Consider the following 24,212-nt stretch of genomic DNA (forward strand, 5'->3'; position numbering starts at 1 on the left):
CCCTCAAGCCGCGCCTCCGTAGAGCGGGGCTTGCCCCGCTGCTTTAGCGCGTCCCGGGACATCCGGCCTGATAGTCGGGCAAGCCCGACTCTACAGACGAGTCGGGCATTGGGCGGCTGCAGTGCTTCCGGCACCCGGGAACACCGCGTCTTCGGGCGCGGTTCGGGGCGCGGCTTTGATCGACCCGCAGGCCGCGCCCCCGTAGAGCGGGGCTTGCCCCCGCTGCTTTAGCGCGTCCCGGGACATCCGGCCTGATAGTCGGGCAAGCCCGACTCTACGGACGGCCGGCATTGCTGCGGCACCAATCGGAGGCTGGGGCTGAAAGCGGATGTTTTCGTGCAGTTGCTGCTGGTGCCCCGCGATGCGGATGCTGTCGCCGGACACGCCAGGTGGCGTCGCGGGGAAACCTATCCGCGCAACCACCACAGCGACAGCAGCCCGCCGATCAGCACCACCGCGCCGATGCGGCGCAGCGCCGGGTCGGGGCGCTGCGCCAGTTCTTCCATCGTCCGCCGCCACAGTCCCGGCGCGGCGAACAGGAACAGGCCTTCCAGCACCGCGACCAGGCACAGGGCCTGGAGCAGTCCGGCGGGCATCAGCGCTCGTTCTTGAAGTACTGCAGGAACGGATCGTTGCGGTCGAGCACGATCACGCCCTGGCCGTCGGAGAAGCTGGAGCGGTACGCCTCGAGGCTGCGGTGGAAGGCGAAGAACGATTCGTCGCCCTTGGCCGCGTCGGCGTACAGGCGCGCGGCCTGGGCATCGCCTTCGCCGCGCAGGCGCTGGGCGTCGCGCTCGGCCTCGGCCACCAGCACGGCCTGGTCGCGGTCGGCCTGGGCGCGGATGGTGCGGGCCTGCTCCTCGCCCTCGGCGCGCAGCGCGCTGGCGACCTGCTTGCGCTCGGCGCGCATGCGGTCGTAGACCTGCTTGATCACGCCGCTGTCGGTGGGCAGGTCGATCTGCTTGAGGCGGATGTCGACGATGCGCATGCCCAGCGTCTCGGCACCGCGGTTGATGCCTTCCAGCTGCTTGGCGATCACCTCGCTGCGGTCGCCGGACACCAGCTGGGTCAGGGTGCGCGAGTTGATCTCGTTGCGCAGCGAGTCCTTGATGATCGGCGCCAGGCGGTCGGAGGCGGCCGATTCGTCGCCGCCGGTGGCGCGGAAGAACGCACGCGCGTCGTTGATGTAGCCGATCGCCACGAAGTCGACGGCCACGTCCTTGCGCTCGGAGGTCAGGTAACGCTCCGGCGAGAAGTCGACCAGGGTGAAGCGGCTGTCGAAGGTGCGCACGGTCTCGACCAGCGGCCACTTGAAGTGCAGGCCGGGGCCGATGTCGGTGCGGGCGACGCGGCCCAGGTTGAGGACCAGGGCGACCTGGCCTTCGCGGACGACGTACACCGAGCCGAGCAGGCCCAGCAGGGCGGCGACGGCCAGTGCGATCCAGAGGGAATATTTCATCGCGTGGGCTCCTCGCGGTCGGCGCTGCGGGTCGCATCGCGGATGCCGCTACGGGTCGGCTCGGGGGTGCTTTCGATCGCCGGCAGCAGGGCCTCGGCCGACGGGACCGGGGACTGCACCGGCGCGCCGCCGGCGGTGGCCGGCATCGGCACGTAGATCAGCTGGCGGCCGTCGCCGCCGACCACCTTGCGGTTGCGGCCGAGCACGTCCTGCACGGTTTCCAGCCACAGGCGCTTGCGGGTGATCTCCGGAGCGTTGCGGTACTCGTCGCGCAGCAGGCTGAAGCGATCGACGTCACCCTGGGCCTGGGCGATCTTGGCGGCCTTGTAGCCTTCGGCCACGGTGCGCCGGCGCGCCGCCTCGCCGCGCGCCTCCGGCACCACCTTGGCGGCGTAGGCGCGGGCCTCGTTGATCAGCTGGTCCTTGATCTGCTGGGCGCTGTTGACCTCGTCGAAGGCCGGCTTGACCTCCTCCGGCGGACGCGCGTCCTGCAGGTTCAGTTCGGTCACCACCAGGCCGGTGCGGTAGGCGTCCAGCGAAGCCTGCAGCTGCTTGGCGGCGCCGGCCGACAGCGGGCCGCGCGCGCCGAGCACGGTGTCGAGGTCGGCGCGGCCGACCTGCTCGCGGACCACGCTCTGCGCGGCCTGCTCCAGCACGCGGTCGGCGTTGCGCGAACCGAACAGGTACAGGCGCGGGTCGCCGATGCGGTACTGCACGTTCATCGCCACGGTGACGATGTTCTCGTCGCGGGTCAGCACCGGCACGGTGTTGCTGAAGGTCTTGATCTGGGTGGCGTTGACCTTGATCACCCGCTCCACCGGCCACGGCCACTTCAGGTTCGGGCCCGGCTGCATGACCCGGGTGAACTGGCCGAAGCGCAGGACCACGCCGCGCTGCTGTTCGCCGACCAGCTGGAAACTGCTCAGCAGCACCAGCAGCGCCACCGCCAGCAGCACCCAGCGGCCGATGCCGCCGCCGTCGCCGCCGAGGAAGTCGCGCAGGCGCGCCACCACGTCGTCCAGGCCGCCGCCCTTCCCGCTGGGCCGTCGCGGCGGCCAGGGGTTCGGTCGGTTGTTGTCGGGGGAGTCCCCGCCCTTGCCGGGCGTATTCCAGACCATGAAAGCTCCGTGGTGATGGGCCCGGGCGGCGCGGGGGCGCCGCCGGATCGTGGGCCGATTCTAGCAATACCCGCCGCTGTCCCCGGGCGGAGGCGGCGGAACGGTCAGGACCGTTCCCAGTCCTCGGCCGGCGGCGACGCCGGCAGCAGGGCGCGCAGCGGTTCGCCGTCGGCGCGGACGGCCAGGCGCTCGGCCTCGCCGCGTGGCAGGTCCACCTGCAGCAGCCAGCCGTGCTCGTCGGCGGTCTCCGAACGCACCGCGTCGAGCTGGTGCAGGCGCGCGCGCAGGCGGCCGGCGTCCGGCGGCAGGCGCACCTCGCCGTGGGCGCGCTGCAGGTCCAGGCGCCGGGCCAGGGCGGCCTGCAGCAGTTCCAGGCCGCGGCCATCGCGCGCCGACAGCCACACGCGCTCGCGGTGGCCGGGGTCGTCGGCGCCGCCGCCGCTGTGGTCGTGGCGCGGTTCGGCGCCCTCGATGCGGTCGATCTTGTTGAACACCAGCAGCTGCGGCAGCTCGCCGGCGCCGACCTCGGCCAGTACCGCGTCGACCTGGGCGATGCGTTCCTCGCGCTGCGGATCGGCGGCATCGACCACGTGCAGCAGCAGGTCGGCCTCGCGCGCCTCGCTCAGGGTCGAGCGGAACGCGGCGACCAGCTCGTGCGGCAGGTCGCGGACGAAGCCGACGGTGTCGGCCAGGACCACGCTGCCGCCCGGCAGGGCGACCCGGCGCACGGTCGGGTCAAGGGTGGCGAACAGCTGGTCGGCGGCGTAGGCGTCGGCGCCGGTCAGGGCGTTGAACAGGGTCGACTTGCCGGCGTTGGTGTACCCGACCAGGGCCACGCGCGGCAGTTCGCTGCGCACGCGGGCGCGGCGCATCTGCGCGTGCTGCACCTCGACCTTCTCGAGCCGGCGCTGCAGCTGCTCCAGGCGCTTCTGCAGCAGGCGGCGGTCGGTTTCCAGCTGGGTTTCGCCCGGACCGCGCAGGCCGATGGAGCCGCCACGCTGGCGCTCCAGGTGGGTCCAGCCGCGCACCAGCCGCGTGGCCATGTGCTTGAGCTGGGCCAGTTCGACCTGCAGCTTGCCTTCGTGGCTGCGCGCGCGCTGGGCGAAGATGTCGAGGATCAGGCCGGTGCGGTCGACCACGCGGCGCTGCAGCGCCCTCTCCAGGTTGCGCTCCTGGACCGGCGTCAGCGCGTGGTTGACCAGGATCAGGTCGGCGCCGGTGGCGTCGGCGGCGGCCTTCACCTCCTCGAGCTTGCCGCTGCCGATCAGCGTGGCCGGGTTCGGGCGGTCGATGCGGGCGGTCAGGGTGGCGGCCACGCTGGCGCCGGCCGAACGGGCCAGGTCGGCGAATTCCTCCAGCACATCCTCGGCCACGGCCCCACCTGCGTGGGGCTGGATCAGCAACGCGTGTTCACCCTTGCGGGAACGTTCGAACAATCAATACTCCCGGGGCGGGAGGCTTACTCGGCCTCCTCGCCACCTTCTGCTGCCTCCCCGGCCTGCTGCACGTAGCCGCCGCCCGGGCCAACCCGGACATTGCGCGACGGCACGACGGTGGAGATGGCGTGCTTGTAGACCATCTGGCTCACGGTGCTGCGCAGCAGCACCACGAACTGGTCGAAGGACTCGATCGTACCCTGCAGCTTGATCCCGTTCACCAGGTAGACGGAGACCGGCACGCGTTCGCGACGCAGTGCGTTCAGGAACGGATCCTGCAGCGATTGCCCCTTGGACATTGGTTCTTCCCCTTCGCTCTTCTTGGCGAGCTTCTTCTTATGTTGGGTGGCGGGCCTCCCCCGGCCCGGCCGTGGGGGGCATGTTACACAAGCCGGCGACCGGGTTCCGTTCAGGTACGCGGCAAAAACCGCGAAACCGCGTCGCGGAGTTGAACTGCGTCACGTTCCGGATCGAACCAGCGCGCGTCCAGCTCGCCGCGCAGCCAGGTCAGCTGGCGCTTGGCCAGCTGGCGGGTGGCGGCGATGCCGCGCTGGCGGAACTCCTCCGCGCCGACCAGGCCGTCCAGGTGTTCCCAGGCCTGGCGGTAGCCGACCGCACGCAGCGCCGGCAGGTCCAGCGGTCGCGGGTGCCCGCGCAGCGGCGCCAGGGCGCGCAGGCGGCGGACCTCGTCGAGGAAGCCGGCTTCGAGCATGCGCTCGAAGCGCACGGCGATGCGTCCGTGCAGCACCGCGCGGTCGGCCGGGGCCAGCACCAGCCGCAGCACCCGCAACGGCAGCCGCGGCGGCGGCGGGTCGCGCTGCCAGGCGCTGATCGGGCGGCCGCTGGCACGGTACACCTCCAGCGCGCGCTGGATGCGCTGCGCGTCGCCGGGGCGGATCCGCGCCGCGGCTGCCGGATCGACCCGGGCCAGCTCGTCATGCAGCGCGGCCCAGCCGCGCTCCGCCGCTTCGGCGCCGATCGCCTCGCGCAGCGCCGGATCGGCCTCGGGCATCGGTGCCAGGCCGTGCAGCAGGGCCTGGAAATACAGGCCGGTGCCGCCGGCGAGCACCGGCAACCGGCCGCGGGCGATGATGCCTTCGATCGCCGTGCGCGCGTCTTCGGCGAACTCGGCCGCCGAATACGGCTGCCAGGGCTCGCGCACGTCGATGAGGTGGTGCGGCACGCCAGCGCGTTCGGCTTCGTCCGGTTTGGCCGCACCGATGTCCAGGCCGCGGTAGACCAGGGCCGAGTCGACGCTGACGATCTCGCCGTTATGGCGCTGGGCCAGTTCGATCGCGAAGGCGGTCTTGCCCGACGCGGTCGGGCCCATCACCGCGATCGCCAGCGGCCGCGTGTCCACGCCCACCAGGCGCTCAGTCCTCGTCCGGCCAGCGGATCGCCGGGGCGGCGTCGCGGCGCGGCGCCGGCACCGCGGCCACCGCTTCCCACACCTTCAGCGCGTCGACGGTGGCGGCCACGTCGTGCACGCGCACGATGCGCGCGCCGCGCTGCACCGCCAGCAGGTGCGCGGCGACCGATCCGGACCCGCGCTCGGCCGGGACCTGGCGCCCGGTCAGCTCGCCGATCGTACGCTTGCGCGACAGCCCGGCCAGCACCGGCACGCCCAGTTCGGCGAAGCGGTCCAGCCGCGCCAGCAGCTCCAGGTTGTGCGCGGTGGTCTTGCCGAAGCCGAAGCCCGGGTCGGCGACGATGTGCTTCTTCGGGATGCCGGCCAGCTCGGCGGCGAAGATCCGCTCGGCGAGGAAGCGGTGCACCTCGGCGACCACGTCGTCGTAGCGCGGGTCGTCCTGCATCGTGCGCGGTTCGCCGAGCATGTGCATCAGCACCACCGGCACGCCCAGCGACGCCGCGGTGTCCAGCGCGCGGTCGCGGCGCAGGGCGCAGACGTCGTTGATCATGCCGGCGCCGGCCTCGACCGCCGCGCGCATCACCTCCGGCTTGCAGGTGTCGACGCTGACCGGCAGCGAGGTCTCGCGGACCAGGCGCTCGACCACCGGGATCACCCGGCGCAGCTCTTCCTCCAGCGGCACCTCGGCTGAACCCGGACGGGTCGATTCGCCGCCGACGTCGAGGATGTCCGCACCCTCCTCCGCCAGGCGCAGCCCGTGCGCGACCGCCGCATCGGTGGTGGCATGCGCGCCGCCGTCGGAGAACGAATCGGGGGTGACGTTGACGATGCCCATCACCCGCGCGCGGTCGAGCTTCAGCACGCGGCCGGCACAGTCCAGGCTGGGGGAAACGTCGAACATCGGCGGCATCCGTTCAATGGAATGCGCGCAAGTCTGGGCCCTGCCGTGCAGGCGGGCAATCCTCGGCGGGAAGTGGCGCGGCGAAAGCGCCGCCCGGCAGGCTCAGCGACTGCCGATCTGCGCGTCGAAGCGCGCGGCGCGGATCCGCGCGTAGAGGCCGAAGCCGAACACGGCCACGGCCAGCACCACGGAAACGCCGACCAGGACCAGCGGCAGCCGGCCCAGCGCATAGAACACGGTGGTCACGGTAAGCATCGCCGAGGCGCCGCCGAACGCGGCGGACGACCACGTCCGCCACGGATTGCGGACGTAGTAACTGCGCCGCGGTTCGCGGCCGTCCGGCGACTGGGCCATCGATCCGGCCTCAGGTCTGGGTGGCGGGGCCACCCACCGGAGGCAGCGGACGCGGATCGCCCTTGTCGCCGCCACCCTTGCCCGACTTGCCCCACCCGGCCGGCGGCGGCGGCTCGCGGCCTTCCATGATCGCGTCGATCTGCGGCGCGTCGATGGTCTCGTACTGCAGCAGCGCCTGCGACATCGCGTGCAGCTTGTCGATGTTCTCGGTCAGGATCGCCTTGGTGCGGGCGTAGGCCTTGTCCAGGATCGTGCGCACGACCTCGTCGATCTTGCGCGCGGTCTCGTTGGACACGTTCTTGTGCTGGGTCACCGAGCGGCCGAGGAACACCTCGTCCTCCTCCTCGCCATAGGCGATCGGACCCATCTCGTCGCTCAGGCCCCACTTGGTGACCATGTTGCGGGCCATCTTGGTGGCGCGCTCGATGTCGTTGGAGGCGCCGGTGGTGACCTTGTCCTCGCCGAAGATCAGCTCCTCGGCCACGCGCCCGCCGTACAGCGAGCACAGCTGCGACTCGATCGCCACGCGGTTCATCGAGTAGCGGTCGCCCTCGGGCAGGTACATGGTCACGCCCAGGGCGCGGCCACGCGGGATGATGGTGACCTTGTAGACCGGGTCGTGCTCCGGCACCAGGCGGCCGACGATGGCGTGGCCGGCCTCGTGGTAGGCGGTCAGGGTCTTCTCTTCCTCGCTCATCGCCATCGAGCGGCGCTCGGCGCCCATCAGGATCTTGTCGCGGGCGCGGTCGAAGTGGTCCATGCGGACCTCCTTCGCGTTCTCGCGGGCGGCGAACAGCGCGGCCTCGTTGGCCAGGTTGGCCAGGTCGGCGCCGGAGAAGCCCGGGGTACCGCGCGCGATCACCAGCGGCTCGACGTCGTCGGCCAGCGGCAGCTTGCGCATGTGCACCTTCAGGATCTGCTCGCGGCCCTTCACGTCCGGCAGGCCGACCACGACCTGGCGGTCGAAGCGGCCCGGGCGCAGCAGCGCCGGGTCGAGCACGTCGGGACGGTTGGTCGCGGCGATCACGATCACGCCCTCGCCGCCCTCGAAGCCGTCCATCTCCACCAGCAGCTGGTTGAGGGTCTGCTCGCGCTCGTCGTGGCCGCCGCCCAGGCCGGCGCCGCGGTGGCGGCCGACCGCGTCGATCTCGTCGATGAAGATGATGCAGGGGGCGTGCTTCTTGGCCTGCTCGAACATGTCGCGCACGCGCGAGGCGCCCACGCCGACGAACATCTCGACGAAGTCCGAACCGGAGATCGAGAAGAACGGCACCTTGGCCTCGCCGGCGATGGCCTTGGCCAGCAGGGTCTTGCCGGTGCCCGGCGGGCCGACCATCAGCACGCCGCGCGGGATCTTGCCGCCGAGGCGGGTGAACTTGGACGGGTCGCGCAGGAAGTCGACCAGCTCGCCGACCTCCTCCTTGGCCTCGTCGCAGCCGGCGACGTCGGCGAAGGTGACCTTGACCTGGTCCTCGCCCTGCAGCTTGGCGCGCGACTTGCCGAAGGACATCGCGCCCCTGGCGCCGCCGCCGCCGCCCTGCATCTGGCGCATGATGAACAGCCAGAAGCCGATGATCAGCAGGATCGGCAGGAACTGCAGGACGATCGTCCAGAAGCCCGGGCCGGTCTTCGGGTCCTCGCGGGTGACGTCGACGTTCTTGGCGATCAGCTGGTCCAGCAGCTTCTGGTCGGCCGGGCCGGTGACGCGGCCTTCGGTGCCGTCGACGCGCTTGTAGCGGATCTTGTTGGCGGTGAAGGTGCTGTCGTCGGTGTAGACCACCGAGCGGATGCGCCCGGCCTCCACGTCCTGGACGAAGCGGGTGTAGCTGGGCGACTCGCCGACGCCGGCGGTGGCGCCGTCGCGGGGGGAGAAGCTCTGGAACACGACCATCAGCACGACGGCGACGACCACCCAGAGCAGGAGGTTCTTGGTCAAGTCGTTCATCCTCATCGGCTCCGCGGTTCCCTTGGTTCGGCTTGTCGCACTGCTGTTTCCGGTTTTTTCGCCCCGGCACTCCGGGTCGAGCTTACTTGATCTGGGCGCGCTTTCCCTGCGCCAGGGCATAGACTTCCGGCGAACGCTTGCGCGATGCCGCCGGCTTGCGGATCACCACCCTGTCGTAGCGGCGGCGCAGTTCGCGCACGTAGTCGTCGAAGCCGACCCCCTGGAACAGCTTGATCAGGAAGGTCCCGCCCGGACGCAGGTGGCCGTCGGCGAAATCCATCGCCAGCTCGGCCAGGTACATCGCGCGCGGCTGGTCGACCGCGTCCACGCCACTCATATTGGGGGCCATGTCCGAAAGGACAAGGTCCACGCGCTGGCCGTCCAGCAGCGTCTCCAGCTGGGATAAGACGGCTTCCTCCCTGAAGTCGCCATGAAGGAATTCGACCCCGGCCAGCGGCGGCATCTCGAGGATGTCCAGGGCCACGACCCGGCCGCTGTCGCCCATGGCCTGGCGCACGTACTGGGACCAGCCGCCCGGGGCGGCGCCCAGGTCGACCACGACCATGCCCGGCTTCAGCAGCCGGTCGCGCTCGATCAGTTCCTCGAGCTTGTAGGCGGCGCGCGACCGCAGGCCTTCGGCCTGGGCCTTCTTCACGTAGGGATCGGCGAAGTGCTCGCGGAGCCAGCGGTGGCTGCTCTTGCTGCGGGAGCTGCGGGACATGCAGGAGGACCGGGCCAGGCGGCCCGCGGCGGTATGGACGGCCATGATACCCTGAACGGCCCCAATGACCTTCCATGACCGATGTCCGTCGCCCTGACTTCCGCCCAGAACCGCTTCCTCCGCGGCCAGGCCCATGGCCTCAAGGCCCTGATGCAGGTCGGCGGCAAGGGCATCACCCCGGGGCTGGTCGCCGAGCTGGACGAGCTGCTGGAGCGGCACGAGCTGGTCAAGGTCAAGGTCGGCGCCGAGGACCGCGAGGCCCGCGACGCGATGATCGCCGACCTGGCGGCCCGGACCGGTTCGGCGCTGGTGCAGCGGATCGGCCATACCGCCACCCTGTACCGGCGGTCGAAGGAAAACCCCGCCATCGTCCTGCCCCGCGCCTGAGCGGCCAGGAACCTGCCGGATCCTGCAATGCAGCTGAGCCACGAACGCCCCGATTACGCCTGGGTGCTGCGCGGCGCCGACGGCCGCCAGGCCCGGGTCAACGACCGGATCCTGGAGCGCAGCTTCGCCCTGGCCCCTGACCGCCTGCTGGAAGACTGGGACGCCCCGGCCACCACCGGCGAGTTGCAGCCGGCCCACCTGGAGCCGCTGCTGGCGCTTTCCCCGGAACTGGTGGTGCTGGGCACCGGCGCCCGCCAGGTGTTCCCGGCCGCGGCGGTGATGGCCGCCTGCCTGACCCGCGGGATCGGCATCGAGGTGATGGACAACGCCGCCGCGGCGCGGACCTACAACGTCCTGGCCGGCGAAGGCCGCCGGGTCGTGGTGGCGCTGCTGCTGGGCTGAGTCCTGTCAGTCGACCTGACTGCAGGCCAGCCTCTATACGCCCCCGTCCCATTCCCGCCGGGTCGACTCGCGCTGCTGTTGCCTTGGCCCGTTGCTGTCGGTGTTGCTCCCACTTTCCCTCTCCCGTTGGAGCGAACCGGGCATCGCAACGGCGTGGGCAAGGATGGCCGGGTTCATCCAGAGCTCAAGCCGGAGCAGGCCTCCTGCGGAGGCCCAAGAGCAAAAGCTTTCGCCAGCCGCTACGCGGCTTGGGCGAGTCACTTTTCTTTGCTTGTGCAAAGAAGCGCTTCTCAGCAGCCGAATGGCTGATCAAAGTAACCAAAAAGAAAGCACAGCCGTTCGCGAGCCGGCGGGCTTACGCCCGCCGGTTCCCTGCGCTTCTCGCGACGGCGGGGGGACGGCCCACAACTCGCTTCGCTCAGACAGTGGGCCTCTTCGCCCCCGCCGTCGCTCGCGATGCTCGGCTCGCTCAATCGGCGAGGGGAAAGCCAGAGCAACGGCAACTGCAATCGCAACGGCAACGGCAACGGCAACGGCAACGGCAACGGCAATGCTGCGCGAGTAGGCAGGCCTGGGCTTTGCTCCCCTCTCCCACCGGGAGAGGGGCTGAGGCCGTGAGTCGCCTCGCGCTTCTGCGCCAGGTAGAACAGCGGGTCCACCGGCTGCCGTTGTAGCGGGCGAGCCCGCGCGGCCTGCGATCCGCAGGATCGCGCGCGGGGGAGCGCCCGGCGCGCTGCGCCGGGCCGGGGATCCGCCCCNGCACCGGCGCCGTCGCTTACTTCTTCGGCAGGTACAGCAGCGGGTCGACCGGTTTGCCGTTGTAGCGGATCTCGAAGTGCAGCTTGTCGCGGTCGGTGCCGGTGCGGCCCATCTCGGCGATCTGCTGGCCGGCCTTCACGCTCTGGCCTTCCTCGACCAGGCGCTTGCGGTTGTGGCCGTAGGCCGACAGCCACTGCTCGTTGTGCTTGACGATGATCAGCTCGCCGTAGCCGACCAGGCCGGCGCCGGAATAGACGACCACGCCGTCGGCCGCGGCGGTCACCGCCTGGCCGCTGCTGCCGCCGATGTCGATGCCCTGGCGGGTGTTGTTGCCGGCCACGTAGGTGCTCAGCAGCACGCCCTGCGCCGGCCAGCGCCAGCTGAAGCCGCTGCTGGGAGGCACCGCCGGCGCGGGGGCCGGCGTGGAGGGCGTCGTCGACGCGGTGGTACCGGTCTTCGGCGCGACCACGGTCCGCGTCGGCGTGCTGGCGGTGGTGGCGCGCGTGCCCTGCCCCAGCTGCAGGCGCTGGCCCGGATAGATGGTGTACGGCGGCTTCAGGCTGTTCCAGCGCGCCATGTCCTCGACGCTGGCGCCATTGCGCCGCGCGATCGAATACAGCGTGTCGCCCTGCTGCACCACCACGGTCTTGCCCGCCGTGCCCTGCGTGGCGGTCGTGGCCGACGGACTGCGCACCACGGTGCTCTTGCCGCAGGCGGCCAGCAGCGCCAGCAGCGCCACCGCCGCCAGCAGGCGCGCGACCGGTTTCAGAGCCTCGGCATTCATGCGAACTTCGCCCTCCAGACAAGCCAGGCCACCAGGGCCGCGACCAGCACGGTCGCGATCCACCCCAGCGGCTCGATCCAGCGCCGCAGCGCCTCGGCGGCGCGCGCGCCGCCGAAGCGGATCGCCGCGGCCAGCAGGAACACGCGCTTGGCGCGGCCGACCAGCATGCTCAGGAAATACGGCAGCAGCGGCACGCCGACAATACCTGACGCCCAGGTGAAGACTTTCATAGGGATCGGCATGAAGCCGCCCAGCACCAGGAACCAGAACACCGCCCACGGCGACTCGGCCATCTTCGTCTGCACCGTGGCGATGCCCGCCTCGATCGACGGCAGCATGCCCATCGTCGCCAGCAGCGGCTTGACCGCCTCGAAGGCGAAGTGGCCCAGCGCGTAGCCGATCATCGCCCCGACCATCGACCCGGCCAGGCTCAGCGTGGCGAACCACCAGCCGCGCTTCGGCTGGGCCACGCACATCGGCGCCAGCATCACCTCCGGCATCACCGGGAAGATGATCGCCTCGAAGAAGCTCAGCACGGTCAGGTAGGTCGGCGCGCGCGGGTGGGAGGCCCAGCGCAGCGCGCGGTCGTAGAGCGGTCCGAATACCTGCATGCGATCAGTCCAGGGTGCCGGCAAGCAGCGGCACGAACACCACCGGCGCCAGGTTGCGTTCTTCGATGCTGCCGTCCGCGCGGCGGACCAGCTGCACCAGCGATTGCGCCGAGGCGCCGCCGACCGGGGCGACCAGCACGCCGCCGACGGCCAGCTGCTCCAGCAGCGCGTCGACCAGCGCCGGCGCCGCGGCGGTGACCAGGATGGCGTCGAACGGGCCGTGCTCGGCCCAGCCCACGCGGCCATCGTCGTGCTTGCTGCGCACGTTCATGCCCAGGGTGCGGAAGCGCTTGCGCGCCTGCCGCAGCAGGTCGCCGATGCGCTCGACCGTGTACACCTCCAGGCCCAGCGCGGCGAGGATCGCCGCCTGGTAGCCGGAACCGGTGCCGATCTCCAGCACCTTCTTCGGCCGCGCGGCCAGCACCGCCTCGGTCATCCGCGCCACCACCCAGGGCTGGGAGATGGTCTGGCCGTGGCCGATCGGCAGCGCGGTGTCCTCGTAGGCGCGGCTGGCCAGCGCCTCGTCCACGAACAGGTGGCGCGGCACGGTGCGGACCGCGTTGAGCACGTTCTCGTCGACGATCGATGCGGTGCCCGGCATGCCTTCGCGCAGGCGCTGGACCAGGCGGTCGCGCACGCGCTGCGAGGTCATGCCCACGCCCACCGCTTCCGGTTGCAGGCGCAGCCGTGGGGTCATGCGGCCGCCCCCGGGGTACTGCCGGAGGAGCCCAGCGCCGCGGTCAGGCCGCCGACCCAGCCTGCGACCTTCTCCAGCGCCTGGTAGCGGGTCAGGTCGACCTGGATCGGGGTGATCGAGATGTGGCCGGTGCGCACCGCGTGGAAGTCGGTGCCCGGGCCGGCGTCCTGCTCCGGGCCGGCCGGACCGATCCAGTACACGGTATTGCCGCGCGGATCCGGCTGCGGCACGCAGGCCTCGGAGCGGTGGCGGTTGCCCAGCCGGCTGACCTCGAAGCCGCGGACCTCGTGCCAGGCCAGGTCAGGGACGTTGACGTTGAGGATGGTGTCGGCCGGCAGCGGGTCGGTGACCAGGCGGGCGACGATCTCCACCGCGGCGCGCGCGGCGGTCGCGTAGTGCTTCGCCTCGTGGTTGCGGGTCGCCAGCGACACCGCCACCGCGGGGAGGCCGAGGAAGCGCCCCTCCATCGCCGCCGACACCGTGCCCGAATAGATCACGTCGTCGCCGAGGTTGGCGGTGTTGTTGATGCCCGAGACGACGATGTCCGGCTCGAAGTCGAACATGCCGGTCAGCGCCAGGTGCACGCAGTCGGTGGGCGTGCCGGCGACCGAGCAGGTGTAGTGGTCGATCCGCTTCACCCGGATCGGCAGGTCGAGCGTCAGCGAATTGCTGGCGCCGGAGCGGTCGCGGTCGGGGGCCACCACGTAGACCTCATGGCCCGCGTCGCGCAGGCCCTGGGCCAGGGCGTGGATACCCGGCGCATCCACGCCGTCGTCGTTCGAAACAAGTACGCGCATGGGCTTCCTCGAAAACATCCGCATGATACCGGAAGCCCCCGCCGCGGTTCTGCGCCGGCGGGCACGCGGCACGCGGGACCGTGGCGGCGCCGCTGCGCTACCCTTGCCCGATGCACGATGACGAGGAAGATCCCGCCGCCCTGTTCCGCGCCGCGGTGGGCAAGGTCGAGCCGCTGCGCAAGCCGGTGCATGCGCCGCCGCCGGCGCCGAAACCGCGTCCGGCGCGCCGCCGCGAAGACGTGGCCGCGCCGTCCGGCCGCCTGGCCGACGATCCGGACGCGGTGCTGCTGCGCGGCGACGCCAGCGCGTTCCGCCGCGAGCGCGTGTCCGCGCGCGACTGGCAGCGCCTGCGCCGTGGCGGCTTCTCGGCGCAGGACGAGCTGGACCTGCACGGCGCCAACGCCCTGCAGGCCGAGGCGCTGCTGGCGCGCTTCCTCGCCGAGGCCGGCGCGCACGGCCTGGGCTGCGTGCGCATCATCCACGGCAAGGGCGGCAGCGACGGCGTGCCGGTGCTGAAGAACCTGGTCGACCGCGTGCTGCGCCAGCGCGGCGACGTGCTTGCCTTCCATTCCGCGCCGCCGGCACAGGGCGGTACCGGCGCGCTGCTCGTCCTGCTCGGGCGCCGCTGAACCATTCCATACGGTCCGGTCCGGCGTTCACCTGCGGCTAGAATGCGCCGGATGGACTCCCCAAGCTTTACTGCCGCCGAGCTCGCCGAACGCTTTTCCCTGCAATTGCACGGGGATGGCGGGGTGCGGGTACACGGCGTCGCCACCCTCGCCAATGCCGGTCCCGGGCAGCTGGCCTTCCTCGCCAACCCGCGCTACCGCGCCCAGCTGGCCGCCTCCGGCGCCGGCGTGGTGGTGCTGCGCGCCGACGATGCCGCCTCGGCCCCGGGCACCGCGCTGGTCGCGCGCGACCCGTACGTGGCCTTCGCCCGCATCGCCGCCCTGTTCGAACGCGTCCCGGCGCGCGCGCCGGGCATCCACCCCAGCGCGGTGATCGACCCCAGCGCCGAGGTCTCGCCCTACGCCCACGTCGGCCCCTTCGTCTCCATCGGCGCGCGCTCCAGGGTCGCCGCCGGCTGCGTGATCGGCCCCGGCTGCGTGATCGGCGACGACTGCGAGCTGGGCGAAGGCTGCGAACTGCAGGCCCGGGTCACCCTCTACACCCGCGTGCGCCTGGGCAAGCGCGTGCGCATCCTGCCCGGCGCGGTGCTGGGCGGCGCCGGTTTCGGCCTGGCGATGGACGCCGGCCAGTGGGTCAACGTCCCGCAGCTGGGCGGCGTGGTGGTCGGCGACGACTGCGAGATCGGCGCCAACACCTGCATCGACCGCGGCGCGCTGGACGACACCGTGCTCGGCGAGGACGTGCGCATCGACAACCTGGTGCAGATCGGCCACAACGTGCAGATCGGCGCGCACACCGCCATGGCCGGCTGCTCGGCCGCCGCCGGCAGCGCGAAGATCGGCCGCTACTGCCTGATCGGTGGCGGCGCCGGCGTGCTCGGCCACCTCGAGGTCGCCGACAAGGTGCTGGTCACCGCGATGTCGCTGGTCACCCATTCGATCCGCGAGCCGGGGGAGTACTCCTCCGGCACGCCGCTGACCGACAACCGCACCTGGCGCAAGAACGCCGCCCGGTTCAAGCAACTGGATGCGCTGGCCCGGCGCGTCAACGCCACCCCCCAGGAAAGTGCCGAATGAACGAAACCGTCAAGCTGCCTGTCGACGTCAACACGATCCAGACGCTGATCCCGCACCGCTACCCGTTCCTGCTGGTCGACAAGATCGTGGACCTCGACCTGGAGGCCAAGCGGATCGTCGGCGTCAAGAACGTGTCGTACAACGAGCCGTTCTTCCAGGGCCACTTCCCGGGCCAACCGATCATGCCGGGCGTGCTGATCATCGAGGCGCTGGCCCAGGCCGGCGGCGTGCTGACCCAGCTGTCGCTGGGCCGCGACGCCCAGTCCAAGCTGTTCTACATGGTCAAGGTCGACAATGCGCGCTTCAGCCGCCAGGTCGTCCCCGGCGACGTGCTGGAGCTGCACGTGCAGGTCAAGCGCGTGATCCGCAACATGGCGGTCTACTATGGCGAGGCCAAGGTCGACGGCGAGATCGCGGCCTGCGCCGAGGTCCTGTGCGCGGGCACCCGCGAGTAAGCCCAGGCCCGGACCGCACACGGAAACCGCAATGAACGACAACCCCCGCATCCACCCCACCGCCATCATCGACCCGGGCGCGCGCCTGGGCGAGGGCGTGAGCGTCGGTGCCTACACCGTGATCGGCGCCGAGGTGGAAATCGGCGACGGCTGCCAGATCGGCCCGCACTGCAGCTTCGCCGGCCCGACCCGGATCGGCCGCGAGAACCGCTTCATCAGCCACGTCGCCGTCGGCGGCGAACCGCAGGACAAGAAGTTCGCCGGCGAGCGCACCGAGCTGGTGATCGGCGACCGCAACGTGTTCCGCGAGTTCGTCACCCTCAACCGCGGCACCGGCGGCGGCGGCGGCGTGACCCGCATCGGCGACGACAACTGGATGCTCGCCTACACCCACGTGGCCCACGACTGCATCGTCGGCAACCACTGCGTGTTCTCCAACAACACCACCCTGGCCGGCCACGTCACCGTGGGCGACTGGGTGATCATCAGCGGCTTCGCCGGCGCCCACCAGTTCTGCCGGATCGGCGACCACGCCTTCCTCGGCATGGGCGCGCTGGTCAATGGCGACGTGACCCCGTACACCATGGTCGGCGGCAACTCGATCGGCCGGCCGCGCGGGATCAACAGCGAAGGCCTCAAGCGCCGCGGCTTCAGCCCCGAGCGGATCGCCGCGATCAAGCGCGCCTACCGCACCCTGTTCGTCGCCGGCCTGCCGCTGGCCGAGGCGCGCGAGCAGCTGTCGCGCCAGGCCGAGGACAGCGAGGACGTGCGCCTGCTGCTGGAATTCCTCGACAGCGGCGAACGGCCGCTGCTGCGCTGAGCGCGCGCCCGATGGCCGTGGGCGCGCGGACCCGGAACAGGACGGCGGAAGCGGGCGGCGGCCTGCGCGTGGTGCTGGTTGCCGGCGAGGCGTCCGGCGACGCGCTGGGCGCCGGCCTGGTCGAGGAGCTGCGCAAGCGTTTCCCGGACGCCAGCTTCGCCGGCATCGGCGGCGACGCCATGCGCGCCGCCGGCGTGGAGACCTGGCACGACGCCAGCGAGCTGGCCGTGATGGGCCTGTTCGAAGTCCTGCGGCACCTGCCGCGGCTGCTGCGCCTGCGCCGCGAGTTCCGCGAGCGCGCGCTGGAATGGCGTCCGGACGTGGTCATCGGCATCGACGCGCCGGACTTCAACCTCGGCGTGGAGCGCTGGTTCAAGCAGCGCGGCGTGCCGACCGTGCACTACGTCAGCCCCTCGGTCTGGGCCTGGCGCGAGAAGCGCGCCGAGAAGATCGGCGCCAGCGCCGACCGGGTGCTGTGCCTGTTCCCGATGGAGCCGGGGATCTACGCCAGCCACGGCGTCGACGCGCGCTTCGTCGGCCACCCCATGGCCGACGCCATGCCGCTGCAGCCGGACCGCGCCGCCGCGCGCGCGCGGCTGGGCCTGCCGGCCGGGGTGCCGGTGCTGGCGGTGCTGCCGGGCAGCCGCATGGGCGAGATCGAACGCCTGGGCGAAGTCTTCTTCGAAGCGGCCTGGCGCGTTTCCGAGGCGCTGCCGGACCTGCACGTGGTGGTGCCGGCGGCCAACGCGCGCTGCCGCGAGGTGTTGCAGGAACAGCTGTCCGCCTCGGCGCTGCCGGCGGCGCAGACCCGCCTGCTCGACGGCCAGGCGCGCGACGCGATGGCCGCCGCCGACGTGGTCCTGCTCGCCTCCGGCACCGCGACCCTGGAGGCGATGCTGTCCAAGCGGCCGATGGTGGTCGGCTACCGGATCTCGCCGCTGACCTACCGGATCGTGCGCGCCCTGGGCCTGATCAAGGTCGACCGCTATTCCCTGCCGAACGTGCTCGCCGGCCGCGACCTGGCGCCGGAACTGATCCAGGACGAGTGCACGCCCGACCGCCTGGCCGAGGCGGTGCTGCGCTGGTTCCGTTCGCCGGAAGCGGTGGCCCTGCTGGAGCCGGAGTACCTGGCCCAGCACGAACGCCTGCGCTGCGACGCCTCCGCGCGCGCGGCCGAGGCGGTGGCGACGCTGCCGGGCCTGGCCCGCGGAGCGGGCGCATGAGTCCGCGTCCGCCACGTCGCGTCGCGCCCGAGGGTGCCGACATGGGCCTGTTCCCGATCGACCGGCGCCGGCTGCGCACCTGCGGCGTCGACGAGGCCGGGCGTGGCCCGCTGGCCGGCCCGGTCGCGGTGGCCGCGGTGATCCTCGACCCGAAGCGGCGGATCCGCGGCCTCGACGATTCCAAGAAGCTGACCCACGCCCAGCGCGAGGACCTGTACCCGCGCATCGTCGAGCGCGCCCTGGCCTGGCACGTGGAGATGATCGCGGTCGAGGAGATCGATCGGCTCAACATCCTCCACGCCACCCTCGAAGGCATGCGCCGCTGCGTCGCCGCCCTGGGACCGCAGGTGGAACTGGTGCGGATCGACGGCAACACCGTGCCGAAGGCGCTGCCGTGCATGGCCGAGGCCATCGTCGGCGGCGACGCGCTGGAGCCGGCGATCATGGCCGCCTCGATCCTGGCCAAGGTCAGCCGCGACCGGCTGATGTGCCAGCTGCACGAGGAGCACCCGGTGTACGGGTTCCACGAGCACAAGGGCTATCCCACCCCGGCGCACCTGGCCGCCCTGGCCGAACACGGGCCCTGCGTGCACCACCGCCGCAGCTTCGCCCCGGTGCGCGAGGCGCTGACCCGGCAGGCGCCCGTCCAGCCCCGGCCCGAACCCGAACCGGTCCTGTAGAGCGGGGCTTGCCCCGCTGCCCCNACCCCGCCCTGCTGCCTGCTACCTGCTACCTGCTGCCCGTCTGCTGCCTGCTGCCCGCCCGCTGCCCCGCCCCCCCCAAAGCAGACGGCCCGCCGAAGCGGGCCGTTGCGGGATCACGCGCGAACGCGATGGCTCAGTGGTGGTGGCCGCCGTCGCCGTGCACGTGGCCGTGCTCGATCTCTTCCTGGCTGGCCTCGCGGACCTCGACGATCTCCACGTCGAAGTGCAGGTCCTTGCCGGCCATCGGGTGGTTCAGGTCGACGTCGACCACGCTCAGGCCGACCTTCTGCACGGTCACCGCGCGCGGGCCGAAGTTGGTCTGCAGCACGACCTGCATGCCCGGGGCCAGCCTGGTGTTGCCGAAGTGCTTCTTCGGGATGCGCTGGGTCAGGCCGTCGCGGCGCTCGCCGTAGGCGTCGGCCGCGGCCACGTCGACGCTGAAGCTGTCGCCGGCGACCTTGTCCTGCATCGCCGCCTCCAGGCCCGGGATGATGTTGCCGTGGCCGATCAGGATCGCGATCGGCTCGCGGTCCTTCGAGGTCTCGATCGGCTCCTGGCCGACTTCGGACACGGTGTAGTGGAAGCGGACGACGCGGTCTTTTTCGATCTTCATGCGCAACTCGGTCTGGCTGCCGGGTTGGCAGCTGGGGGGTGGGCGGCTTGTCTGCCGCATGGGGATGCGGCCAAGATGGCCGCGTGAGGAAAGAGCCGCATTATCCCGCCCTGTCCCCGGCCATGCCAGCGCCGGGCCTCCCGGTCCCGTTCCGGCGGGCCGCATTCCTTCTTGCCCTGGCGACGCTGCTGGCCGGATGCGGCCGCGAGGCCACCCGCCCGACCGCCCCGGCCGCGATCCGCTGGCCGCAGGTCGCCCCGGCCGACCCGGCCCGGGCCAATGCCGTGACCCTGCGCGCCCTGAGCCTGGTCGGCACCCCCTACCGCTACGGCGGCAACACTCCCGAAACCGGCTTCGACTGCAGCGGCCTGGTCAACTACGTGTTCCGCGACATGCTCGACCTGCGCCTGCCGCGCAGCTCGCGCGAACTGGCCGCCGTGCAGGGCCCGCGGCTGGCCCCGGAGCGGCTGGCCAGCGGCGACCTGGTGTTCTTCGGCAGCGGCCGCGAGGTCACCCACGTCGGCATCTACGTGGGCGAGGGCCGCTTCGTGCACGCCCCCAGCAGCGGCGGCACGGTGCGCCTGGACCGGCTCGACGGCCCGTACTGGCGGGACCATTACAGCGGCGCGCGCCGGGTCCTTCTCTGAATCCGCGACGGCGCGCACGCGCGTCTTAATGCGAATTTAACTTTTTGTGAACATCAAGAGACGGTGAAGGGGGCATGATCCCTGCATCGCCGTACTGTGACATCTGCGTGACGACCGACGACCTGCGCACAGGCCAGCCTGCCGCCACCCCCGCTGCCTCCGGGCGCCGGGTGCTCCGTCCTCTCCTCCTCGTTCTCCTGGCCATGCCTTCGCTGCCGCTGCTGGCCGCCCCGGAACCGGCGGAGATCGTGCCCGAAGCCATCGCCGCGCCGGCCACCGAGGTCGTCATGGCCGAGGGCGTGCCGGCCGCCGGCCCCGAGGTCACGGCGAACGCCGCCGCCCCGGCTGCAGCCAGGGCCACCCCGACCAGCGGCACCCTGCGCCAGAAGGCCGACGCCGCCGCCGACGCCACCCTGGCCGCGCTGCTGCCGCACATCTCCGGCAACGACAGCCTGCCGCTGCTGGACCGCTCGGCGATGTTCGCCGGCGACGTCAGCCGCCTGCTGTCCGCCTACGACCTGACCCAGGGGGCCGCCGCGGCGCCGCCGTCCGAGGGCCGGGTCCAGCAGGTGCTGAAGGCCGCCATGTCCCTGATCGGTACTCCGTACCGCTGGGGCGGCACCTCCACCGAGGGCTTCGACTGCAGCGGCCTGGTCGGCTACGTGTTCCGCAGCGCCCTGGGCATCGAGCTGCCGCGCGTCTCCCGCGAGATGGCGGCCAAGGCCGACGCCCAGCTGATCCGCGACCGCAACCAGCTCAACCCGGGCGACCTGGTGTTCTTCGGCCTGCGCGGCCGGGTCAACCACGTCGGCATCTACGTCGGCAACGGCCAGTTCCTGCACGCGCCCAGCCGCGGCAAGGACGTGCGCGTGGACAGCCTGACCTCCGGCTACTGGGGCAACCGCTTCATGCAGGCGCGCCGGGTCGAGATCTGATCCCGGTCACCAGTCGGACAGGAAGAAGGCCGCCCCAGGGGCGGCCTTCTTCGTTTACCGGTTCCGCCGCCGGACCGGCACGAGCCGTCCGGCCGAGGCCCACGTGGCGGGCTCAGTCGCCTACGCCCCCGTGTTCCTCCAGGCCGACGTTGCTCGACGCCTGCTCGTAGGTGCGGCGGTCGAGCAGCCCGGTCTCCTTGGCCACCAGCACCGGCACCAGCATCTGCCCGGTCACGTTGGTCATGGTCCGCATCATGTCGAGGATGCGGTCGATCGCCACCAGCAGGGCGATGCCTTCCAGCGGCAGCTTCGCCGCGCTCAGCACCAGGGTCACCATCACGATCGCCGTGCCCGGCACGCCGGCGGTGCCGAAGCTGCCCAGCACCGAGGCCAGCAGGATCACGAAGTACTGGTTCAGCGACAGGTCGATGCCGAAGTACTGGGCCACGAACACCGAGGTCAGCGCCGGGTAGATCGCGCCGCAGCCGTCCATCTTGATGCTCGCGCCCAGCGGCACGGCGAACGCGGCGTAGTCCCTGTCCACGCCCAGGTTGTGGGTGACGCTGCGCATGGCCACCGGCATCGAGGCGAAGCTCGACGAACTGACGAAGCCCACCTGCATGCCCGGCGCGGCGCCGCGGAAGAACTTAAGCGGGTTGAGGCCGTGCGCCAGGAGCAGGCCGCCGTACACGAACACGATGTGCAGCGTGCAGGCCAGGTACAGAGCGAACACGAAGCTGCCCAGCGGCAGCAGCTTCTCGAAGCCGTAGCTGCCGACCAGGCCGGCGATCAGGCCGAAGGTGCCCAGCGGGGTCATCTCCAGCACGAAGCGGGTGACCTGGATCATCGCCTCGCTGGCCTCGCCCACCAGCGCGCGCAGCCGCGCGGTGCGCTCGCCCAGTTTCACCAGCGCAAAGCCCAGCAGGCCGGCGAAGAAGATCACCTGCAGGATCTTGCCGTCGGCCAGCGCCCTGAACGGGTTTGCCGGAACCACGTCCAGCAGCACCTGCACCGGCGTGGGCACCTCGCGCGGGGTGTAGTCCGCGGCCATCTCCAGCCCGGTCAGTCCCTGGCCGGGCTTGAGCACCAGCCCCACGGCGAGGCCCACGCCCACCGCCAGCGCCGCGGTCGCCGCGAACCAGAGGAAGGTGCGCCCGCCCAGCGCCGCCACCGATTTCTGCCCGTGCAGCGAGGCCACCGCGTTGATCACCGCGAACAGCACCAGCGGCACGGCGATCATCCGGATCAGGGTGACGTAGACCGTCCCCAGCGGGCCGAACCAGGTCTGCGCCGCCGGGCCCATCAGCCATCCGGCCAGCGCGCCGAGCACGAAGCCGGCGAGCACGCGCTGCCAGAACGGGATGGCCAGCCAGGCCGAAACGAGTTTCATCGGGGATCCATCGCCTAGCGAAGCCGGCACGATAGCCCAATGGCCGTGCGGACCGCGACGGCGTGCGCGGAACGCCGTCGTGTCATCGGCATGACAAAGCGCCCGGCGCATAATGCGGCCTCCCTCTCACGCCGGCGGCGTCGGGACGCGGCGCCGCGACCGGCCGCCCCCGCACCGACGGCACGCTGCAACCGCCGGAATGCCGATGCCCCGCCTGAAGTACCTGCCCGCCGCCCTCTGCACCAGCCTGCTCGCCGCCTGCGCCTCCACCGGCACCCTCCCCGCCGCCCCCGGCGCGCTGCCCTCCGCCGCGATCGACATCGAGGTCCCGGCCATCGCCCACCCGCAGGGCGAGACCGCCGAGTGGTGGTACCGCAGCGGCGCCGCCCAGGCCGCCGCCCGCGGCGCGATGGCCGGCAAAGCGAAGAACGTCATCCTGTTCCTCGGCGACGGCATGAGCCTGACCACGGTGGCCGCCGCGCGCATCCTCGAGGGCCAGCGCCGCCGGCAGCCCGGCGAGGAGAACCTGCTGTCCTGGGAGCGCTTCCCGCATACCGGCTTCAGCAAGACCTACAACACCGACTCGCAGACCCCGGATTCGGCCGGCACCATGACCGCGATCACCACCGGGGTGAAGTCGCACATGGGCGCGATCGGCGTGTCCGCCGGCCACCGCGACGACTGCGCCGGCAGCCTCGGCAGGCAGCGCCTGACCTGGCTGCACCTGGCCGATGCCGCCGGCATGGCCACCGGCATCGTCACCACCGCGCGCCTGACCCATGCCACCCCGGCGGCGACCTGGGCGCACGCCCCCAACCGCAACTGGGAACACGACGCCGACCTGCCGGCGAAGGCCGTGGCCGAAGGCTGCGTCGACATCGCCCGGCAGATGGTGTCCACGCCCTACGGCCGCGGCCCGACGGTGCTGTTCGGCGGCGGCCGCGCCCAGTTCCTGCCGGCGGGCGCGCGCGATCCCGAACACGCCGACAAGGTCGGCCTGCGCCGCGACGGCCGCGACCTGGTCGCCGAGTGGAAGGCCGCCCATCCCGGCGGTGCCTACGTCTGGAACCGCGCCCAGCTGCAGGCCGCCGCCGGCGCGCCGGCGGTGCTGGGCCTGTTCGAATACGACCACATGCAGTTCGAGCACGAGCGCGACGCCGCCGCCGAACCCTCGCTGGCCGAACTCACCGCCGAGGCGATCCGGCGCCTGTCGAAGCACCCGGAGGGCTTCGTGCTGATGGTCGAGGGCGCGCGCATCGACCACGCCAACCACTACGGCAACGCCTACCGCGCCCTGGACGAGACCATCGCCCTGGCCGAGGCGGTGCGCACCGCGGCGGAGATGACCTCGGCCGACGACACCCTGATCCTGGTCACCGCCGACCACTCGCACACACTCAACTTCGTCGGCTACCCGGTGCGCGGCAACCCGATCCTGGGCAAGGTCCGCGGCCAGGGCAGCGAGGACGACCCGTCCGGCGGCTACGCCCGCGACCTCACCGGCCTGCCCTACACCACCCTCGGCTATGCCAACGGCCCCGGCCACACCGGCGCCAGCAACCAGCAGCCGGAAGGCCCCAAGCGCTTCCTGCACGCGCCCTCTTCGGCCGGGCCCGCACACGGCCGCCCGGACCTGTCGCAGGTCGACACCACCGATCCGGATTACCTGCAGGAAGCGCTGGTGCCGCTGAAGTCCGAATCGCACGGCGGCGAGGACGTCGGCATCTGGGCGCGCGGCCCCGGCAGCGAGGCGGTGCGCGGCACCCTCGAGCAGAACGCGATCTACCACCTGATCGTGCAGGCCACGCCGAAGCTGCGCGAACGCCTGTGCCAGGCCGGCACCTGCGACGCCAACGGTGTGCCGGTGGAACTGCCGCGGCCGGAGCGGTTCCGCCGTCAGGACTGAGCCGGAAACGAAGACGGGCCGCTTGCAACGGGCGGCCCGCCTGCTTTGCCACCGCACCCCGCGCGGGGCGTGG

27 protein-coding genes are annotated in these 24,212 nt (G+C 71.7%); 11 read left to right on the forward strand and 16 right to left on the reverse strand.

Features of this window, described 5'->3' with window-relative positions:
* Window positions 1–407: 407 nt before the first annotated feature.
* The 10 genes from M503_RS0102600 to rlmE all read right to left on the reverse strand — a co-directional run bounded on the left by M503_RS0102600 (window position 408) and on the right by rlmE (window position 9,303).
* Window positions 408–596, reverse strand: coding sequence for a DUF2065 domain-containing protein (locus M503_RS0102600; protein WP_024868973.1), 189 nt, complete (start codon window positions 594–596; stop codon window positions 408–410).
* Window positions 596–1,459, reverse strand: a complete 864-nt coding sequence (gene hflC / locus M503_RS0102605; RefSeq protein ID WP_024868974.1) for a protease modulator HflC — start codon at window positions 1,457–1,459, stop codon at window positions 596–598. The genes M503_RS0102600 and hflC overlap by 1 nt, the downstream gene beginning before the upstream one ends.
* Window positions 1,456–2,577 (reverse strand): FtsH protease activity modulator HflK, encoded by a 1,122-nt coding sequence (gene hflK / locus M503_RS0102610; RefSeq protein ID WP_028928079.1) that lies wholly within the window; start codon window positions 2,575–2,577, stop codon window positions 1,456–1,458. The genes hflC and hflK overlap by 4 nt, the downstream gene beginning before the upstream one ends.
* A 104-nt stretch (window positions 2,578–2,681) precedes the next feature.
* On the reverse strand, window positions 2,682–4,013 hold the full coding sequence (hflX, locus tag M503_RS0102615; RefSeq protein ID WP_028920700.1) for a ribosome rescue GTPase HflX: 1,332 nt from the start codon (window positions 4,011–4,013) through the stop codon (window positions 2,682–2,684).
* Between the two features lie 23 nt (window positions 4,014–4,036).
* Complete coding sequence (gene hfq / locus M503_RS0102620; RefSeq protein ID WP_024868977.1) at window positions 4,037–4,312, reverse strand: RNA chaperone Hfq; 276 nt, start codon at window positions 4,310–4,312, stop codon at window positions 4,037–4,039.
* A 110-nt stretch (window positions 4,313–4,422) separates the two neighbouring features.
* On the reverse strand, window positions 4,423–5,379 hold the full coding sequence (gene miaA / locus M503_RS0102625) for a tRNA (adenosine(37)-N6)-dimethylallyltransferase MiaA (RefSeq protein ID WP_028920699.1): 957 nt from the start codon (window positions 5,377–5,379) through the stop codon (window positions 4,423–4,425).
* A 7-nt stretch (window positions 5,380–5,386) separates the two neighbouring features.
* Window positions 5,387–6,283 carry a dihydropteroate synthase gene (gene folP, locus M503_RS0102630; RefSeq protein ID WP_028920698.1) on the reverse strand — a complete coding sequence of 299 codons (897 nt, stop codon included), beginning with the start codon at window positions 6,281–6,283 and terminating at the stop codon, window positions 5,387–5,389.
* Window positions 6,284–6,385: 102 nt separating this feature from the next.
* Window positions 6,386–6,637, reverse strand: coding sequence for a hypothetical protein (locus tag M503_RS0102635; RefSeq protein WP_028920697.1), 252 nt, complete (start codon window positions 6,635–6,637; stop codon window positions 6,386–6,388).
* Window positions 6,638–6,647: 10 nt separating this feature from the next.
* Entirely contained in the window at window positions 6,648–8,582 is a 1,935-nt protein-coding gene (gene ftsH, locus M503_RS0102640) for an ATP-dependent zinc metalloprotease FtsH (RefSeq protein WP_028920696.1), read from the reverse strand.
* An 82-nt stretch (window positions 8,583–8,664) separates the two neighbouring features.
* The gene (gene rlmE / locus M503_RS0102645; RefSeq protein WP_024868982.1) at window positions 8,665–9,303 is read right to left on the reverse strand and encodes a 23S rRNA (uridine(2552)-2'-O)-methyltransferase RlmE; all 639 of its coding nucleotides are present in this window, start codon (window positions 9,301–9,303) and stop codon (window positions 8,665–8,667) included.
* Window positions 9,304–9,384: 81 nt separating this feature from the next.
* Between rlmE and yhbY the strand changes: the two genes are divergently transcribed.
* Both yhbY and M503_RS0102655 read left to right on the forward strand, forming a co-directional pair.
* Window positions 9,385–9,690 (forward strand): ribosome assembly RNA-binding protein YhbY, encoded by a 306-nt coding sequence (gene yhbY / locus M503_RS0102650; RefSeq protein WP_028920695.1) that lies wholly within the window; start codon window positions 9,385–9,387, stop codon window positions 9,688–9,690.
* 27 nt (window positions 9,691–9,717) lie between these two features.
* Window positions 9,718–10,092, forward strand: coding sequence for an Mth938-like domain-containing protein (locus M503_RS0102655; protein ID WP_028920694.1), 375 nt, complete (start codon window positions 9,718–9,720; stop codon window positions 10,090–10,092).
* Between the two features lie 775 nt (window positions 10,093–10,867).
* On the opposite strand, the gene M503_RS0102660 is transcribed toward M503_RS0102655, so the two are convergent.
* The 4 genes from M503_RS0102660 to surE are packed head-to-tail and all read right to left on the reverse strand — an operon-like array spanning window position 10,868 to window position 13,740.
* The gene (locus M503_RS0102660; RefSeq protein WP_037060301.1) at window positions 10,868–11,635 is read right to left on the reverse strand and encodes a peptidoglycan DD-metalloendopeptidase family protein; all 768 of its coding nucleotides are present in this window, start codon (window positions 11,633–11,635) and stop codon (window positions 10,868–10,870) included.
* A complete protein-coding gene (locus tag M503_RS0102665) occupies window positions 11,632–12,246 on the reverse strand; it encodes a YqaA family protein (RefSeq protein ID WP_028919072.1) in 615 nt (204 codons plus the stop codon). The genes M503_RS0102660 and M503_RS0102665 overlap by 4 nt, the downstream gene beginning before the upstream one ends.
* Window positions 12,247–12,250: 4 nt before the next feature.
* Window positions 12,251–12,943, reverse strand: a complete 693-nt coding sequence (locus tag M503_RS0102670) for a protein-L-isoaspartate(D-aspartate) O-methyltransferase (protein ID WP_028919073.1) — start codon at window positions 12,941–12,943, stop codon at window positions 12,251–12,253.
* The gene (gene surE, locus M503_RS0102675; RefSeq protein ID WP_028919074.1) at window positions 12,940–13,740 is read right to left on the reverse strand and encodes a 5'/3'-nucleotidase SurE; all 801 of its coding nucleotides are present in this window, start codon (window positions 13,738–13,740) and stop codon (window positions 12,940–12,942) included. The genes M503_RS0102670 and surE overlap by 4 nt, the downstream gene beginning before the upstream one ends.
* Before the next feature lie 110 nt (window positions 13,741–13,850).
* Here surE and M503_RS0102680 point away from each other — a divergent pair, with 110 nt between their 5' ends.
* From M503_RS0102680 to rnhB, 6 genes are read left to right on the forward strand one after another with little or no spacing between them, the layout of a single operon-like run.
* Window positions 13,851–14,369: a Smr/MutS family protein gene (locus M503_RS0102680; protein ID WP_028919075.1), complete on the forward strand. Its 519-nt coding sequence runs from the start codon at window positions 13,851–13,853 to the stop codon at window positions 14,367–14,369.
* A gap of 51 nt (window positions 14,370–14,420) precedes the next feature.
* Window positions 14,421–15,446, forward strand: coding sequence for a UDP-3-O-(3-hydroxymyristoyl)glucosamine N-acyltransferase (gene lpxD / locus M503_RS0102685; RefSeq protein WP_028919076.1), 1,026 nt, complete (start codon window positions 14,421–14,423; stop codon window positions 15,444–15,446).
* Entirely contained in the window at window positions 15,443–15,901 is a 459-nt protein-coding gene (fabZ, locus tag M503_RS0102690) for a 3-hydroxyacyl-ACP dehydratase FabZ (RefSeq protein WP_028919077.1), read from the forward strand. Before lpxD ends, fabZ begins: the two co-directional genes overlap by 4 nt.
* Before the next feature lie 31 nt (window positions 15,902–15,932).
* On the forward strand, window positions 15,933–16,721 hold the full coding sequence (gene lpxA, locus M503_RS0102695) for an acyl-ACP--UDP-N-acetylglucosamine O-acyltransferase (protein ID WP_028919078.1): 789 nt from the start codon (window positions 15,933–15,935) through the stop codon (window positions 16,719–16,721).
* A gap of 11 nt (window positions 16,722–16,732) precedes the next feature.
* On the forward strand, window positions 16,733–17,944 hold the full coding sequence (gene lpxB / locus M503_RS15530; protein WP_051414153.1) for a lipid-A-disaccharide synthase: 1,212 nt from the start codon (window positions 16,733–16,735) through the stop codon (window positions 17,942–17,944).
* Window positions 17,941–18,624, forward strand: coding sequence for a ribonuclease HII (gene rnhB / locus M503_RS0102705; RefSeq protein ID WP_028919079.1), 684 nt, complete (start codon window positions 17,941–17,943; stop codon window positions 18,622–18,624). The genes lpxB and rnhB overlap by 4 nt, the downstream gene beginning before the upstream one ends.
* A 157-nt stretch (window positions 18,625–18,781) precedes the next feature.
* Here the strand turns inward: rnhB and M503_RS0102710 are convergent, their stop codons facing one another.
* On the reverse strand, window positions 18,782–19,261 hold the full coding sequence (locus M503_RS0102710) for an FKBP-type peptidyl-prolyl cis-trans isomerase (RefSeq protein ID WP_028919080.1): 480 nt from the start codon (window positions 19,259–19,261) through the stop codon (window positions 18,782–18,784).
* 122 nt (window positions 19,262–19,383) lie between these two features.
* Between M503_RS0102710 and M503_RS0102715 the strand changes: the two genes are divergently transcribed.
* On the forward strand, window positions 19,384–19,908 hold the full coding sequence (locus M503_RS0102715; RefSeq protein ID WP_081720914.1) for a C40 family peptidase: 525 nt from the start codon (window positions 19,384–19,386) through the stop codon (window positions 19,906–19,908).
* Between the two features lie 74 nt (window positions 19,909–19,982).
* A complete protein-coding gene (locus tag M503_RS0102720) occupies window positions 19,983–20,843 on the forward strand; it encodes a C40 family peptidase (protein WP_081720915.1) in 861 nt (286 codons plus the stop codon).
* Window positions 20,844–20,955: 112 nt separating this feature from the next.
* On the opposite strand, the gene M503_RS0102725 is transcribed toward M503_RS0102720, so the two are convergent.
* Window positions 20,956–22,233, reverse strand: a complete 1,278-nt coding sequence (locus M503_RS0102725) for a dicarboxylate/amino acid:cation symporter (RefSeq protein ID WP_028919083.1) — start codon at window positions 22,231–22,233, stop codon at window positions 20,956–20,958.
* 205 nt (window positions 22,234–22,438) lie between these two features.
* Between M503_RS0102725 and M503_RS0102730 the strand changes: the two genes are divergently transcribed.
* On the forward strand, window positions 22,439–24,139 hold the full coding sequence (locus M503_RS0102730) for an alkaline phosphatase (RefSeq protein ID WP_037060304.1): 1,701 nt from the start codon (window positions 22,439–22,441) through the stop codon (window positions 24,137–24,139).
* Window positions 24,140–24,212: the final 73 nt, after the last annotated feature.

Origin of the sequence: Pseudoxanthomonas suwonensis J47 (assembly GCF_000513955.1) — a bacterium.
Taxonomy (GTDB): domain Bacteria; phylum Pseudomonadota; class Gammaproteobacteria; order Xanthomonadales; family Xanthomonadaceae; genus Pseudoxanthomonas; species Pseudoxanthomonas suwonensis_C.